Annotated in this window: 12 protein-coding genes; 11 read left to right on the top strand and 1 reads right to left on the bottom strand. The window is 34.1% G+C overall.

Features of this window, described 5'->3' with window-relative positions; all coding sequences use genetic code 11:
- The first annotated feature begins 44 nt into the window (after positions 1-44).
- A complete protein-coding gene (locus ABRY23_04970; protein ID MFA3782399.1) occupies positions 45-596 on the top strand; it encodes a hypothetical protein in 552 nt (183 codons plus the stop codon).
- Here ABRY23_04970 and ABRY23_04965 read toward each other — a convergent pair.
- A complete protein-coding gene (locus ABRY23_04965) occupies positions 593-2,635 on the bottom strand; it encodes a bifunctional 3-deoxy-7-phosphoheptulonate synthase/chorismate mutase (GenBank protein ID MFA3782398.1) in 2,043 nt (680 codons plus the stop codon). The genes ABRY23_04970 and ABRY23_04965 overlap by 4 nt on opposite strands.
- Before the next feature lie 178 nt (positions 2,636-2,813).
- Here ABRY23_04965 and ABRY23_04960 point away from each other — a divergent pair, with 178 nt between their 5' ends.
- The 10 genes from ABRY23_04960 (at position 2,814) to ABRY23_04915 (ending at position 16,226) form a co-directional block, all read left to right on the top strand.
- The gene (locus ABRY23_04960; protein MFA3782397.1) at positions 2,814-3,719 is read left to right on the top strand and encodes a 4Fe-4S dicluster domain-containing protein; all 906 of its coding nucleotides are present in this window, start codon (positions 2,814-2,816) and stop codon (positions 3,717-3,719) included.
- Between the two features lie 2 nt (positions 3,720-3,721).
- Positions 3,722-4,960 carry an NrfD/PsrC family molybdoenzyme membrane anchor subunit gene (gene nrfD, locus ABRY23_04955; protein MFA3782396.1) on the top strand — a complete coding sequence of 413 codons (1,239 nt, stop codon included), beginning with the start codon at positions 3,722-3,724 and terminating at the stop codon, positions 4,958-4,960.
- Positions 4,957-6,093: a cytochrome c3 family protein gene (locus tag ABRY23_04950; GenBank protein MFA3782395.1), complete on the top strand. Its 1,137-nt coding sequence runs from the start codon at positions 4,957-4,959 to the stop codon at positions 6,091-6,093. Before nrfD ends, ABRY23_04950 begins: the two co-directional genes overlap by 4 nt.
- Before the next feature lie 4 nt (positions 6,094-6,097).
- Positions 6,098-7,948 carry a sensor histidine kinase gene (locus ABRY23_04945; GenBank protein MFA3782394.1) on the top strand — a complete coding sequence of 617 codons (1,851 nt, stop codon included), beginning with the start codon at positions 6,098-6,100 and terminating at the stop codon, positions 7,946-7,948.
- 21 nt (positions 7,949-7,969) lie between these two features.
- The gene (locus ABRY23_04940; GenBank protein ID MFA3782393.1) at positions 7,970-8,761 is read left to right on the top strand and encodes a response regulator; all 792 of its coding nucleotides are present in this window, start codon (positions 7,970-7,972) and stop codon (positions 8,759-8,761) included.
- An 89-nt stretch (positions 8,762-8,850) separates the two neighbouring features.
- On the top strand, positions 8,851-10,008 hold the full coding sequence (locus ABRY23_04935) for a response regulator (GenBank protein MFA3782392.1): 1,158 nt from the start codon (positions 8,851-8,853) through the stop codon (positions 10,006-10,008).
- Positions 10,009-10,291: 283 nt separating this feature from the next.
- Positions 10,292-12,238: a cytochrome c3 family protein gene (locus ABRY23_04930; GenBank protein MFA3782391.1), complete on the top strand. Its 1,947-nt coding sequence runs from the start codon at positions 10,292-10,294 to the stop codon at positions 12,236-12,238.
- Entirely contained in the window at positions 12,231-13,097 is an 867-nt protein-coding gene (locus tag ABRY23_04925; protein MFA3782390.1) for a formate dehydrogenase subunit gamma, read from the top strand. The genes ABRY23_04930 and ABRY23_04925 overlap by 8 nt, the downstream gene beginning before the upstream one ends.
- Before the next feature lie 13 nt (positions 13,098-13,110).
- Positions 13,111-15,540 (top strand): cytochrome c3 family protein, encoded by a 2,430-nt coding sequence (locus ABRY23_04920; GenBank protein MFA3782389.1) that lies wholly within the window; start codon positions 13,111-13,113, stop codon positions 15,538-15,540.
- A 134-nt stretch (positions 15,541-15,674) separates the two neighbouring features.
- Positions 15,675-16,226, top strand: a complete 552-nt coding sequence (locus ABRY23_04915) for a multiheme c-type cytochrome (GenBank protein ID MFA3782388.1) — start codon at positions 15,675-15,677, stop codon at positions 16,224-16,226.
- The last annotated feature ends 12 nt before the right edge of the window (positions 16,227-16,238 follow it).

Genomic DNA, 16,238 nt, shown 5'->3' with positions numbered 1-16,238 from the left:
TATTGATTAATTTAGTACTTAACAAATTAACCTTTTTGCAAAAGATGAGAAACAAAAAAATAATTTTGCTTTTTTTAATTACACTCTTTGCTCAAAATATTAACAAAGCACAACTAAAAAATCCTGTAATTGGAGCTTCATTAGGAGGGGGTGAGATTAGAGGAAATTCTAATGGACTAAGTGCATTCTCCGGGGAATTTTTTACCGGCAGCTCATTATGGTTTTCAAACGATGTTCAGTTTAGAGTTGGTTTTATTTTCTCGCGAAAGGTAGAATACTTTTTACCTGAAAATAGACTGGGTAAATATTACCCCTTTATTAAAGTAATTTATTTGAAGGCAGTGATAAACCAGCAATTAAACGACTTACTTTTTGTTGAAGAAGGTGCAGGTATTTTAACTATAAATGACAGAATATTCGTCGATACAAATGTTTGGGATTATGGTGCAGGATTTCATGTTTTGCTTGGGTTAGATTTTACCAGCCCTGAATCAACCGGAATTAAAGTAAGCAGCGGTATTGATTCCGGGGTAACATTTAACAATACATCTGCAAATTACTTCTTATTCATTGTACAACTGCAATATATGCTTTAGTTAATGCGGTACAACTCTCTCATCAATTCCTCAAATTGCTCAAAATAAAGCGACTGTTCACCGTCACTTAGTGCATGCTCTGGGTCCGGATGAAATTCTACCATAACTCCGTGAGCCCCAACAATTTTAGCAGCTTTTGCTAAAGGTATAACTTTATCTCTTTGACCAACAGCATGTGATGGGTCAACGATAATCGGCAGGTGTGTTAGTTCTTTCAAGACGGGAATTGCACTCAAATCTAAAGTGTTTCTAGTAGCAGTCTCAAAAGTTCTTATTCCCCTTTCACATAAAATAACCTGGCGATTCCCTTGAGAAAGTATATATTCGGCTGCATTTAACAATTCTTCTATTGATGCCATCATTCCTCTTTTTAATAGCACGGGTTTGTGAGTTTTACCGACTTCCTTAAGAAGTGCGAAGTTCTGCATATTTCTTGCACCTACTTGAAGTATGTCAGCATATTTTGCTACTTCGGTAACATGCTCGGTATCAAGCACTTCAGTAACTACCGGAATGTCGTAAGTTTTTCCAGCATTTGTTAATAAATTAAGAGCCTCAAAACCTAATCCTTGAAAACTATAAGGTGAAGTTCGCGGTTTAAAGCAACCTCCTCTCAATATATGAGCGCCATTTTCTTTTACGGCTCTTGCACATTGCATAATTTGAGTTTCCGTTTCAACTGAGCATGGTCCTCCTATTACTACAAAATTATTTCCGCCAATTAGAACATCTCTGACCTTTATTATTGTATCCTCCGCCCTGTATTCTCTGCTTGCAAGCTTATAGGCCTTCGATTTTCCAGAAGTAGTTTTAGTTTCTGCTCTCTTACTACTACTTGCCTTATCATTATCAGTCCCTTCAAATAATTTATTCATCTCAAGTTTAGTCTTACTAACTTCTTGTGAAGGATAACTGCCTAAAACTTTGAGAAACCTAGTATACTTACCTAATTCATCTAATACTTTCTGAATTTTTTCATCTGCAATGTTTCCTTCAAAGTCAAGATAGAACATTTCTTCCCATGGATTTCCGAGAATTGGACGAGATTCCAACTTAGTAAGGTTAACGCCATAATTTCTAAATACGTTCAAGGCTTCGACAAGAGAGCCCGGTGTATGTGATGTTGCCATTACTAAAGATGTCTTACAAGGAACTCTTAAGTCAACAGATACAGGTTTACGTGCGCAGACTATGAACCTCGTAAAATTTTCTCTCTGATTTGCAATATCAGTCTTTAATATCTTCACTTTGAATAATTTTGCTGCCTCTTCGCTGGCAATTCCAGCATAATAAGGATTCCCCTCTTCTTTAATTTTTTTTAGCGACATTGCAGTATCAACAAAATATTCTACACTGGCATGCGGCAAGCCTTGTAAAAACTTACTGCATTGGGCTGCAGCTTGGTGGTGTGCATAAATTTTTTTAATCTTAGAAAGTGGGATATCTTTAATTGCAGCCAAACAATGCTTTACCTGAAATTTTTCTTCACCAACAATTGATAAGGCAGTATGAAGCAAAAGATCATAAACTTCATTTATTCCCCCACTAGTAGTATTTTCAATTGGAAGAACAGTAAAGTCGGCTTCGCCTTTTTCACAAACTTCAACAGCATCCTCAAATCTGTCTTTTGTTAAAAAAATTAATTCACTTTTCGAATGAGAGAAAAACTTCTTAGCTGCTAAATAACTATAGGAGCCTTCAATTCCTTGTATTGAAACTGTAATGTTTTTTTTCTCGATTTTATTTAAAGCACTCTGGACATAATTTTGCTGTATTCGAACTGAATCCTCAATTATATCGTAAAAAACTTTATTTGTAAAATGAGCATCCAGTCCATACTTTTTGCCCAGCTTAATAATTTTCTCTAATATTTCGGCTTCACGTTCTTTATCTCGAATTGGAATTTTCGCCCTTTCTTTTGCTTTAACTACTTCTCTGCTAATATCTCGTCTTTGAGCCAAAAGCTTTATAATTGACTCATCTAAACGGTTGATTTTATCTCTCAAAACAGACAGCTCTTTAAGTTTATCTTTAGCCATTGTTATCAAAAAATTTGTTGAAAATTGGGAAATGAAACTAATAAAAAATCACGTTAAAAAAAGCATATTAATTAGATTTTTTTAGGATAATAAAATAAATTGACAAAAAGATACTGTAAGCTTATTTTTGAAATGGATGAAATAATCCATTTATATTCTGCTTTTCTTGGAGGTAATAATGGAAAAACAATCAAGAAGAAATTTCTTGAAAACCACTGCAATAGCAACTGCTGCTATTACTGGATTAACGACAAGAAAAACAAAAGCTCAAGAACAAAAAGGTTTTCTACCAGACAAAGCAATGGGGGTTTTAGTTGATACTACTGTTTGTATTGGTTGTAGAAAATGTGAATGGGCCTGTAAAACAGCACATCAAATGCCTACCCCTCCAATTGAAGAATATGATAATCGAGATGTATTTAAGAAAATGCGAAGACCGGATTATACTAGTTACACTGTAGTAAATGAATACAAGAACAGCGACCCAGATAAGTTTCCCATTGATGTAAAAGTTCAATGCATGCATTGTGACCAACCAGCATGTGTTTCAGCATGTATAGTAGGTGCATTTTCAAAGTTAGAAAATGGAGCTGTAGTTTGGGATGAATCAAAGTGTATCGGCTGTCGTTATTGCATGGTTGCATGCCCATTTCAAATCCCAGCATTTGAATTTCACAAAGCTTTCCAACCTAAAATCACTAAATGCGATTTCTGTTATACTAGGCAATCAGAAGGAAAACTGCCCGCTTGTGTTGAAGTTTGTCCAGTTGAAGCACTCACTTTCGGTAAAAGAGAAGATTTAATTCAAGTAGCTAAAGAAAAAATAAGACTTTACCCTAAAAGGTACATCAATCACATTTATGGTGAGTTTGAAGTTGGCGGCACATCGTGGATGTATTTAGCTTCAGAAGATTTTACAAAACTGTCATTTCCTAAATTACAGCGCGAACCTGCTCCTGGTGTTTCAGAATCAATCCAGCACGGAATTTTTGCTTACTTTATTCCTCCTGTTGCCCTTTATGCTTTGTTAGGTGGCGTAATGTGGCTTAACAAAAACAAAAAAACTGAAACTGAGGAGGAATAATTATGGAAGAATATATGAAGCCACAAAAAATCAAAAAGAAATTTTTTACTCCAGGTGTTATTGTAATTTCTGTTTTTGCTGCTTTTGGTTTACTTGTCTTGTTAGCAAGATTCATTTTTGGTTTAGGCGCAGTTACTCATTTAAGTAATCAGTATCCATGGGGAATTTGGATTGGTTTAGATGTAGCTTTGGGTGTTGCTCTTGCTGCCGGCGGTTTTACAACAGCAGCTTTAGGCCATATTATGCACCGCGAAAAATTTCATGTTATTATACGCCCCGCTTTGTTAACTGCTCTCTTAGGTTATACTTTCGTTGCTTTAAGCGTAGCTACAGACTTGGGAAGATGGTATTACATTTGGCACCCATTAATTTTCTGGAATGGTAATTCAGCTCTTTTTGAAGTTGGTATGTGCGTTATGATATACATGACAGTTCTTTATATTGAGTTTCTGCCTATTGTATGCGAGAGGTTTATAGGTCGAGTTAATCTACCCGGTATACTAAGAAAACTAAACAAACCTATTGACAGGCTTTTGCAAGTTCTTGACAAGGGATTAGACAAAACAATGTTTATTTTCATTATTGCCGGCGTAGTTCTTTCATGTTTACATCAATCCTCTTTAGGTACTTTGATGATAATCGCTGGCCCTAAGATGCACCCGCTTTGGCAAACTCCAGTTTTGCCTTTATTATTTCTGCTCTCAGCAATTTCAGTTGGATTTCCAATGGTAATTTTTGAATCAATAATCTCATCGAAATCATTTGGACTTAAACCCGAAATGGACGTACTAACAGATTTAGCAAGGATGGTTGGACCAATTCTGTTTACTTACTTAGCCTTTAAAGTTGGTGACATGGTAATAAGAAAAACTTTTGTTTATTTATATGAAATCAATACAACAAGCGTAATGTTTACTATTGAGCTAATCGTTGGGGTAGTTATTCCTTTAAGAATGTTCTTTTCACCCAAGATTGTAAAATCGCCAACGGGGGTATTTATTGCTTCATGCTTAGTAATATTCGGTGTATTTATGAATCGTTTAAACAATTTTATTGTGGCTTATAATCCACCTTATTCATTTCAGCCTTATTTTCCATCAATTGGGGAGATATTAGTAACATTAGGCTTCATATCATTGGAAGTATTATTGTATAGAGCTGCAGTTATGATTTTCCCAATAATTACACAACCCAGTGAAGGAGCACTTAAAACTAAATATGCTATTAAAGGTGTGAAATGAAATCTAAATTATATTTAGTTATTATTTCAATTCTGTTAACGGCTTTAAATTATTTCGGACAAAACAAGTCCACATCTCATCAAGTCTATCAAGACTTAAGTTGCAGGACATGTCATAGTTGTGATATCCCAACCAAAGAAAATCCATGCTTAATTAAATGTCCAAGAGATTTTATTGCCACAGTAAAACAAAAACCAGAAGATGGACCCAACACAATAGTAATTGAAAGGCTGAAAAGTTCTAACAACCTTTACAATCCTGTAATTTTCAAGCATCAGGCTCATGCAGAAATGTCTGAAATGTCGGGTGGCTGTGTCTCTTGCCATCATTATAATCCACCAGGGAAAGTAGTAGGATGCGTTCAATGCCATCAGCCAGAACGTGCAAGAGAAGACTTAAGCAAACCTGATTTGAAAGGTGCATATCACAGATTGTGCATGAACTGTCATAGGGAATGGAGCGGCGAGGTTGAATGTTATTCTTGTCATGAATTAAAAAATAAATCAACGAAAACTCATTTGGCTGTAAGTACAGAATCAACTCACAAAAGAATTCATCCTGATGTAGCTGTTCCTATTAAACTTACATTCAATACTCCAAATGCAGTTGGGAAGCTCGTAACATTTTATCACAGTGACCATGTTAATTTATTCAAACTTGATTGCCAAAATTGCCACAGCAACGAAAGCTGTACTAAATGCCATAACAAAAACAAAGCTCAAGTAGCTCATATAACATTAGAACAGCATCATAAAATTTGTTCTACTTGTCATGATACAGAAACAAATTCTAAATGTAGTTTCTGTCATCAGAACAAGGAAGTCGGTCCGTTTAATCACAAAGAAAAAACGGGATTTGACATTACAAGATTTCATGGAAAGTTAAGCTGCGAAAGATGTCATACTACAAAAGGTAAATTTACAGGGCTTAAGGATGATTGTGCATCGTGTCATGGTTCGTGGACACAGGAAAATTTCAATCATAAAATTACCGGTATCGCATTAGATGAAACACATTATGGACTGGAATGCGATAACTGTCACAAAGAAAAAAATTACTCTAATCCAGTCTGTACAGATTGCCACGATGATAAAAGTTACCCTAAAAACGTACCGGGGAGAAGAATAAAATAAAATTATGTTCAGAAAAATTGGTTTCAAATTAATCTTTATTGTGGGTGTTACTGCCATAGTGATTATTGGGGGTTACACTTATCTTAACTTAAAATCAGAGACAAACATTTTACTAAGTGAAGTGGAACGGCATGCCCTTGAGTTAAGTGATGCAATTAAAAACAGCACACGGCACGGCATGATGTTAAATCAGAGAGAAATGATTCATGATATAATTAACACAATAGGAAAAGATCCGGCAATTTATGCGCTTAGAGTGTTCAATAAAGATGGCGAAATTATTTATTCAAACAGACATGAAGATATTGGAAAGATGCTCGATAAGTATGCCGAAAGTTGTTATGCATGTCATGCTGCAAATAAGCCCTTAGAAAAATTAGCAATTAATGATAGAACAAGAATTTACAGGTCAGAGCAAGATTCATCAAGAATCTTGGGAGTAATAAACCCGATTTACAACGAAAAATCTTGCTACGAAGCAGACTGCCATGCACATCCGTCCTCTGCTAAAGTGCTTGGGGTACTTGATGTTTCTATTCACTTAAAAGAAATTGATGAAAAAATTCACAACAACGAAATTCAGGGATTAATCTTCGCTTTAATCGCAGTTAGTGCTATTGGTTTCATAATTGCCTTATTTATAAAACGATGGGTCGATAAACCAGTCAAAGAACTTGTAAATGCAACTAACCAAGTCGGGCTGGGAAATTTAAATTATTTCATTAAAGAAACGACTAAAGATGAATTAGGCACATTAGCACAATCTTTTAACAACATGATAAAAAAACTCAAAGAAATGCAAATGCAGGTCTTCCAGTCAGAAAAAATGGCTTCTTTGGGTCAACTTGCAGCCGGTGTAGCTCATGAAATCAATAACCCATTGACTGGCGTGTTAACTTACAGTAGTTATTTATTGAAGCGAACTCAAAATAATCCCGAATTGCAAGAGGACTTAAAAGTTATAGTTAGAGAAACAATGAGAAGCAGAGAAATAGTAAGGGGACTTTTAGATTTTGCTCGTCAGTCAACTCCCAAAAAAACAAAAATAAATATTAATGAAATTATTGACAGAGCTTTAAGCGTTGTTAACAACCAACTAAGATTAAATAATGTTATTATTGAAAAAAATTATGATGATAAATTACCCAGCATTACTGCCGATGCAAATCAAATGCAACAAGTTTTTATAAATTTATTAGTAAATGCTAACGATTCAATTAGTAAAGATGGTGGTAAAATTTTTATCAAAACTTCAGTAGCCACACTTTCTCAAGGAATTGCCAATGTAAAATCAGCAGTATGTGAAAAAAATCATAATCTAATTGAAAATGATTATAAAATAGAAGGTTTCCCATCTATAAAATTAAAAGTAAGAAATGCAAAGAACGAAGGGATTATTCACTTAGACGCTGTTTATGGAAGACATAAAGATGACATTCAGATAAAAATTGAAAAAGAAAAACCATATAATTTACTTTGCCCCGTATGCGAAACAACTCTAATAGCTAAAAATGAAAAATGTCCAAAATGTGGCGGACCTGTTTACAAGATTAAAATACCTAATAATGGTTACATAAAAGGATGCGCTCAGTTTAATGACGATTGGCAAAAATGGGATATCCCATTAGAAAGCGAAAAAAATTTTATAGAGATAACTGTAAAAGATACTGGCTGCGGTATTCCAAAAGAAAATTTAAATAAAATATTTGATCCATTTTTTACGACCAAAGGACAAAAAGGAACCGGCCTCGGGTTATCTGTTATCTGGGGAATCATTGAAATTCATAATGGAACAATAAACGTAGAAAGCGAGGTGGGTAAAGGCACTACTTTTACAATACGATTGCCTTTATAAAGATTAAAAAAAAATTATAAGATGGCAAAAGAATACGACATATTGATAATTGACGATGAACAGGTAATAATAGATTCAGTTATAAAAATTGCTTCTATGGAAGGATTTACTGCCATAGGCGAGTTAAATGCTTTAACTGCTCTGAATCGACTTCAGAAAGAGAAATTCAAACTTATCATATGTGACATCATGATGCCAGAAATGGATGGCTTTAAATTCATAGCAGAAACAGAACGACTTAAAATTGACATACCAATAATTATTACAACCGGCTACACCACAGTTGAAAATGCTGTGGAATCGCTTTACCAAGGTGCAATCGGTTTTATCCCTAAACCTTTTACAACAGATGAACTAATAAGCATAATTCACAGAGGATTAAATTATTGGAAATTATTGAAATCTAAACAGGCTAAAAATATAGAGTTTGTCTACGTGCCATGTCCAGCGAAATATTACAGGCTTGGCTATTCCACTTGGCTAAACAAAGAAAACGATGAAACAGTTTTAATTGGTGCAACAGACCTTTACACCAAGACAATAAATACAATTAAGAAAATCAACTTGATGAATGTAAATGACAACGCTGTGCAGGGGCAAGCTTGTGCATGGTTCGAAACTGAAGAAAATTTAACTCATCATTTATTATCTCCTTTAAGCGGCAAAATTATCTCGATAAACGAGAAACTAATCACTAATCCTCAACTGATTGAAAAGGACCCCTACTTCGAGGGTTGGATTTATAGATTTATACCAACAGAATATGAATACGAAATAAAAAAACTAATACCATGCAGCTCAGATAGATCATAGACACAAAATACACGAATTTTCACAGGTAATAATTTTGAGGAAATCTTTTAAAAGTGATAAAAAATAAAGTTAATATAAGGAGATAAATAATGCCTCTGTTTATTTTAGCATTAATTGTATTTATAATTGCAGATATTGTCATAAGATTCGTAATTAAAAATATTCAAGCCAAGAAAATTCGTAAGGAAAGAGCTGCCATTTTAGAAGAGAGTTTAAGAGTTGATTTCAGTAAAGAAGCGGTTTCATTAAAGCGAGCTGAAGTGCCAAATCCCAAAGCTCGTATACTATGCGTAGACGATGAAGATATCATACTTGACAGCTTTAGAAAAATTCTTGTCTTAGACGGCTATTCAGTGGATACAGTCAACTCCGGTCCCGAAGCAATCAATCTAATAAAATCCCACCATTATGATTTTGTTTTTACTGACCTTAAAATGCCTGAGATGGATGGTGTGGAAGTAACTAAAATTATAAAAAACTTACGGCCAGATATTGATGTTATAATAATAACTGGGTATGCAACTGTAGAAACCGCTGTAGATTGTATGAAATACGGCGCAATGGATTATGTCCAAAAACCATTTACCGAAGACGAATTGCTTAAATTTACCAATAACTCACTTATTAAACGACAAGAAAGAATACGGAAACAATTAAAACCACGTGTACACATAACTCATTTTGAAGAAGCGGAAAAATTCAGCAAAGGAGAATTCTCAATACCAGGCGGCGTATTTATATCAGAAAATCACACATGGGCAAGTGTATCGCAGGACGGCACAGTTAAAGTTGGCATTGATGATTTTGCAAAAAAATTAATTGGTGATATTGAAGATATTGAATTTCCAAACCTTGGAATGAAAGTTCAAAAAGGTCAACCATTATTTAGCATTAAACAAAATAAAAAAAGAATTACTTTTGGTTCACCGTTGAGCGGACAAGTTTCCAAAATTAATCATGAGCTTTCAGAGAATTTATCGCTTTTGAATTTTACTCCTTACGAAAAAAACTGGATTTGCTCTATCGATGCCGATAACCTTGATACAGAATTGAAAGATTTAAAAATTGGCAAGTCCGCTGTTAATTTCTATCAAAATGAAATAGATGAATACATGAAGTTTATTCAAGATTACTTAAAAACTGAAAAAGATAAAAAGGATTTTGATGAACTATTCATTGGACAATTGGGTAAATTAGAAGAAAAGCACTGGCATATCATAGTTTCAAAGTTTTTTAAGAGAGATTAGCTTAAACTATGTTATCCAATAGGATTGTATTAAGATTTTCTTCTTACGAAAAGATTTTGAGCAGTATTTTCTAAAAAGTAGTTTTTTAGGGTAATTAAAGATATGTTGACTCTTTATCCTTTACATTGATAATAAGTTTCTCATTATTAAAAAAAATATTACCAAACAAAAATTTCTTTAAGGTAAATTTGTGAATAGACTATCTTTTAATCCAAAAATTAATTAGTTAATTGAGCATGATTTTTGACATATTTTTTACTCTTCAACAGCTGATTAAATTTTAATGAAAAAATATTTTATTTCAGCATTAACCTTATTTTTTTTAACAAACAGCTCTCTTTTACCGCAGAGTAAGGATGACCAGGTTTGTTTAGACTGTCACGGCGATAGAACTTTAACAACAGAAAGTAATGGAAAAGTAATTTCCTTATTTGTCAACGGGAAAATATTTTCTAACTCAATCCATGAGCAAATTAGCTGTACAGGTTGCCATACTGATGTTGACCCGGATAATTTACCACATCCTGAAAAATTACAAAAAGTAGATTGTTCAGTCTGCCACGATAATGAATCTAAACACTACCAAAAAAGTCTGCACGGGGTTGCATTATCAAGGGGAGTTTACTTAGCACCTGCGTGCATAGATTGTCATGGCAAACATGATATACTTCCCTCCACAAATTCAAAATCTAAAACTTATGTTATGAACATTCCTTCGTTATGCGGAACATGTCACAAAGAAGGGACACCCGTTTCAAAATTAAGGTTTATTACTGAAAAACATATTTTAGAAGATTATCAGGAATCAATTCATGGTGAAGGCTTATTTAAGAGAGGTTTAATTGTAACGGCTGTTTGTACAAGCTGCCATACGTCACATGATATTTTGCCGCCTCAAGACCCTAATTCTACAATTAACAGAAACAATGTTATAAAAACCTGCACTAAATGCCATAGACAAATTGAGCAGGTCCACCAAAAAGTAATTCGCGGTGAATTATGGGAAAAGGAGCCAAACAAAATTCCTGTCTGTATTGATTGTCATCAGCCTCACCGAGTAAGAAAAGTGTTTTACGATGACAGTTTTCCAGATGATATGTGTATGAAATGTCATGGTGATAAGAACTTGTATAAAGTTAAAGACGGTAAAAAAATTTCGCTTTACATTAACTTAGCTGAATTCAAAGAATCTGTTCATGCTACAAATTCATGTATAAAGTGCCATGTTAATATTAGTAAATCAAAAAATCCTGTGTGTTTAAACAGCGGCACTGTTGATTGCTCAATTTGTCATTCACAACAAGTTTCAGATTACCAATCAAGCCAGCATGGAACATTATTTTACAAAGGTAACCCAGATGCACCGTATTGCACAGATTGTCACGGCAAACACAATGTTTTATCCAAGAACAATCTAAAATCGTTTACATTCTCTAAGAACATACCTGCACTATGTTCTCAATGTCATCAGGATGGAGCTAAAGCAACAAAATTAATTGCAAAAGGTAATGAGCATATAATAAAAAATTATACCGAAAGCATACATGGAAAAGGATTACTACAAAGTGGATTACTGGTCACAGCAACATGCATCGATTGCCATACAAGTCACAGAGAACTACCCCCTTCCGATCCTCGTTCAACTGTAAATCCTAACAATATTGCATCAACATGCGCTAAATGCCATCTTGGTGTTTACGAAGATTTTAAGAAAAGTATTCATAGCCCTACTGTAACGAAAACAGATAAAAAGTTACCAGTATGTAATACTTGTCACGAGTCCCATACAATAATCAGAACGGATCAAAGCTTGTTCCGGCAAAAAATTATTAACCAATGTGGCAAATGTCACGAAGACGTTAGCAAAACTTACTTCGATACTTTTCATGGAAAGGTCTCTAAACTCGGTGAAGCAAAAGCAGCAAAGTGTTCCGATTGTCACGGCTCACATAAAATTTTACCACCGGATAATCCTAATTCAACCTTAAGTAGAGCTAACATTGTTCAGACTTGTAAAAAATGTCATCCTAACTCCAATAGAAAATTTGTAGGCTACTTAACACATGCAACTCACCACGATAAAGAAAAGTATCCATATTTATTTTATACTTTTTGGTTTATGACAATTTTATTAGCTGGCACTTTTACTTTTTTCGGGTTACATACTTTACTCTGGCTGCCAAGAGCATTAAAAGAAAAGAAAAAACAAAAATCGCAAAATCATGAATGACCAAAATTTTTTAGAAAACAATATTCAAGGAAAATATTACGAACGTTTTGACGCATTTTCGAGATTCTTACACCTGCTTGTTATAATTAGTTTTTTATCTCTTGCAATTACAGGAATGGTTATAAAATTTTCTGGTGTTAGTGTTTTTCAATTCATTTCTAAAATACTAGGCGGCTATGAAGTTACGGGCTTCATTCACAGAGTTGCTGCATTAATTACTTTTTTCTATTTTTTTATGCACATTGGTTATCTAATAAAGAAAAAGAAAAAAAGAAAACAAAAAATTAAAGATTTACTTAAAGGTGAAAGCTCGTTAATGTTTAATAAGCGTGATTTAATTGAGTTTTACCAAACAATGAAGTGGTTTTTTGGAATTGGGAAACGACCAGCATATGGACGATGGACATATTGGGAAAAGTTCGATTATTTTGCAGTTTTTTGGGGAGTTGCTGTTATAGGCTCGAGCGGACTTTTCTTATGGTTCCCTGAATTTTTTACTAAACTTGGTTTCCCAGGGTGGTTTATTAATATTGCAACCATAATTCATAGCGACGAGGCACTCTTAGCAGTAGGATTTATTTTTACTGTTCATTTTTTCAATACACATTTTAGGCCTGACAAATTTCCAATGGACAGAGTTATTTTTACAGGTAAAGTTTCCCTCGAAGAATTAAAAAAAGACCGACCAAGAGAATTTGAGTTAATTATGAACGAAGATAAGTACAAGACAAAGATAAATAACGTTCCACCTTCTTCAGCTTTAGATAAGGCTGCAAAAATATTCGGTTTCATAGCCTTATTCATTGGGCTAACAATTATTGTTCTTATTTTATATTCGATGATATTTGTCTACAAATAAAAACTAAATAATAATGAAAAATACTATAGTAAAATTTCTTTTTATTGCTAAATTGATTTTTGTGCTTTTTCTTTTTCTGTCAACCTCGCCATTAACTGCACAAAATTTTAATTGCCTTGATTGCCATGAAAATGTTATTGCCAATTCAGTTCACGAAAAAATTATTGGCTGTGAAGATTGCCATACCGATGTAAAAAATGAAGAGCATATTGACAAAGGAGCAAAAAAAGTTAATTGCAGTGTGTGCCATGAAGAATACGCTGAATCAATGAAAAATGATATTCATAGGAGACTTAAAACTGTCAAAAATGCACCAACGTGTACTACATGTCACGATACACACAAAATTATTTCAGCGGAAAAAGTAAGCGACAAATCAAAGCAATATTGTGGTAAGTGTCACGCGGACATGAGCACAACATTAGCTTCAACATACCATGTTAAACGTACTTCCTCAAATGTTTGTTTTGAATGCCACGAGCAAAAAGACATAAAACCACATTTAAGCCAATCTGTTCATAAAAATTTAGAATGTGCAGATTGTCATAATTATATTGCAAAAAATCTTAACGAACATCCTCAAAACGTCAAAGTAACGCAAAAAGCAGATTGTTATTTATGTCACGGCCAAATAGCAAAAGAGCATAAAGAAAGTATTCATGGAATTGCTTTAAGTGAAGGGATTGATGAGGCTGCAAAATGCTGGGATTGTCACGGTTCTCACGAAATATTACCAGTTAACAATCCAAAAAGTTCAGTTTACCCAGTTAATATTGCTTCTACTTGTGCTAAATGCCATGATAATCCTAAGCTTGTTAGAAAATATAATTTGCCAATAAAAAATCCCGGCATTCAATACGAAAATTCAGTACATGGCAAACTTGTTGCTGAAGGGAAAATAGCAGCAACATGCACAACATGTCACGGAGTTCACGATATCAAGAACAGGATTCAACCCGGATCAAAAATATCTAGCTTCAACATTCCAGCTACTTGCAGCCAGTGCCATCAAAATATTGTAAATGATTACGAACAATCAATTCATTGGATTAGAGCAAAACAAGGAATTAGAGAAGCACCAGTTTGTAATGATTGCCATACCGAGCATAGCATTCAAGCAGTTAATATTGTTAATAAAAAAATTGAAGAGAAAAAGCTTCAAGAAAAAACTTGTGTTATCTGTCATGAAGACCCACGAATGACAGTACGTTTTGGAACTGAAGGTGGTGTCGTTAAATCTTATCAGGATAGTTATCATGGCCTTGCCGTTATGCGTGGTGATAAAGATGCTGCGATGTGCGTGGATTGCCATTCAGTTCATAAAATTCTTCCTAAGTGGAATCCTGAATCTACAGTAAACGAAAGAAATGTAACTAAGACTTGTCAAAAATGTCACCCCAAGGCAACTGAAACATTTGCTAAAAGTTATTCACACAAAGCAATCACACAAAAAGCTCAAAAGATTGAAGACATAGTTTCCACAATTTATTTTTGGCTTATAATCTCGGTAATTGGAGCTATGTTCTTACATAATATCTTGATATACATTCACGAAGTTAGGAGAAAGAAAAAGAGATTAGAAGGCGAAATAGTAATACCGAGATTTACAAAAAATGAAGTAATCCAACATTTTATATTGCTTACCTCTTTCATACTTTTGGCTATTACAGGTTTTGCTTTAAAATTCCAAAATAGTTGGTGGGCTGAATTATTAAAAAGTTTGGGTTTAACTGAGACTATTAGACAAAACGTTCACAGAACTGCAGCGGTAATTTTAATCTCATTGGGTCTTTATCATATCTTATATTTAATTTTTACACCCAGAGGAAGGGAAATCCTAAAAAGCCTTATACCAAAATTCTCTGACGTAATTGATGCAAGAGACAATCTGCTTTATTACCTTCATCTCAAAAAGGAAAGACCAAATTTTGATAATTACGACTACACCGAAAAAGCAGAATATTGGGCTTTAATTTGGGGAACCGTTGTTATGGGTACTACTGGTTTGTTTCTTTGGTTTCCAACTTTAGTCGGTAGTTGGGCACCAACGTGGTTAATAAGAGTGAGTGAAATCATTCACTTTTATGAGGCAATCTTAGCTACTCTTGCAATTGTAGTATGGCATTGGTTCTTTGTAATTTTTCAACCTAGCGAATACCCCATGAGCTTAGTTTGGATTAACGGAAAAATGGAATTACATCATTACAGGCACCATCACGAAAAACACTTTAGAAGGATAGTTTTAGAATGGAAAGAGTTTTTAGCTGGTGTTAGAAAGGAAAATCAGCTTAGTAACTCTACCAAGTTATTTGCTAAAACTCTCAAGGAAAATAAAATTGAACCTGATGAGGTAATAAATAAAGAGCTGGAAAAAGATCCAGCACTAAGAGAATGGCTGGAAAATAAGCTGAAAATAAATGATGAGAAAGTTCTAAATAAATAATTAAGACTAAATATAAATAATAAGACCTTATTGCCAAATTAAGATAATTAGACTATATTTTCGATTGATATGTCTCTTTTTATCGTTCTTTTGAACTACAAGATTTTTCAATAAACATTCATTCAGGAGGAAAAATGGCACGCAGAATTTTTTATCTCATTTTAACAGTTTTACTTATAACATTTCCACAATTAGAATTTGCTCAATCCAAAGCTACTTATGAAGGTGTTCAAGTCTGCGGTATGTGTCATAAATCTGCCAAACAAGGTGAGCAATTAAAAATTTGGCAGGAAAGTGCACATGCTAAAGCATACAAAACGCTGCAAACAAAAGAAGCAGATGAGATCGCACAAAAACTACATAAGAAAAAGGCTGTTGAAGATGCCGAATGTTTATCATGCCATGTCACTGGTGCTGGCAAAGATAAATCCATGTTCGGCAGCAAATTTAAAATTGAAGACGGCGTTCAATGCGAAGCTTGTCACGGACCAGGTTCAGAATACAAATCAATGAAAATAATGAAAGACCGAGCTGCTGCTGTAAAAGCTGGATTAGTACTGTGGAAAGACGAAAAAGAAATTGAAAAATTCTGTACAACTTGTCACAACGAAAAAAGCCCAACTTTCAAAAAATTCGATTTCAAAACTATGTGGGCTAAAATTAAACATCCTGTTCCCAAAGGTTAACCAATTTTTTGG

The organism is Melioribacteraceae bacterium 4301-Me (assembly GCA_041538185.1).
Taxonomy (GTDB): Bacteria; Bacteroidota; Ignavibacteria; order Ignavibacteriales; family Melioribacteraceae; genus Pyranulibacter; species Pyranulibacter aquaticus.
Note: the sequence above shows the minus strand (reverse complement) of the source record. Positions and strands in the feature narration are given on the sequence as shown.

Excerpts from the sequence above, each read along its gene's own strand:
- ABRY23_04970 (MFA3782399.1), top strand. The coding sequence starts at position 45 with ATGAGAAACAAAAAAATAATTTTGCTTTTTTTAATTACACTCTTTGCT.
- ABRY23_04965 (MFA3782398.1), bottom strand. The coding sequence starts at position 2,635 with ATGGCTAAAGATAAACTTAAAGAGCTGTCTGTTTTGAGAGATAAAATC.
- ABRY23_04960 (MFA3782397.1), top strand. The coding sequence starts at position 2,814 with ATGGAAAAACAATCAAGAAGAAATTTCTTGAAAACCACTGCAATAGCA.
- nrfD (MFA3782396.1), top strand. The coding sequence starts at position 3,722 with ATGGAAGAATATATGAAGCCACAAAAAATCAAAAAGAAATTTTTTACT.
- ABRY23_04950 (MFA3782395.1), top strand. The coding sequence starts at position 4,957 with ATGAAATCTAAATTATATTTAGTTATTATTTCAATTCTGTTAACGGCT.
- ABRY23_04945 (MFA3782394.1), top strand. The coding sequence starts at position 6,098 with ATGTTCAGAAAAATTGGTTTCAAATTAATCTTTATTGTGGGTGTTACT.
- ABRY23_04940 (MFA3782393.1), top strand. The coding sequence starts at position 7,970 with ATGGCAAAAGAATACGACATATTGATAATTGACGATGAACAGGTAATA.
- ABRY23_04935 (MFA3782392.1), top strand. The coding sequence starts at position 8,851 with ATGCCTCTGTTTATTTTAGCATTAATTGTATTTATAATTGCAGATATT.
- ABRY23_04930 (MFA3782391.1), top strand. The coding sequence starts at position 10,292 with ATGAAAAAATATTTTATTTCAGCATTAACCTTATTTTTTTTAACAAAC.
- ABRY23_04925 (MFA3782390.1), top strand. The coding sequence starts at position 12,231 with ATGAATGACCAAAATTTTTTAGAAAACAATATTCAAGGAAAATATTAC.
- ABRY23_04920 (MFA3782389.1), top strand. The coding sequence starts at position 13,111 with ATGAAAAATACTATAGTAAAATTTCTTTTTATTGCTAAATTGATTTTT.
- ABRY23_04915 (MFA3782388.1), top strand. The coding sequence starts at position 15,675 with ATGGCACGCAGAATTTTTTATCTCATTTTAACAGTTTTACTTATAACA.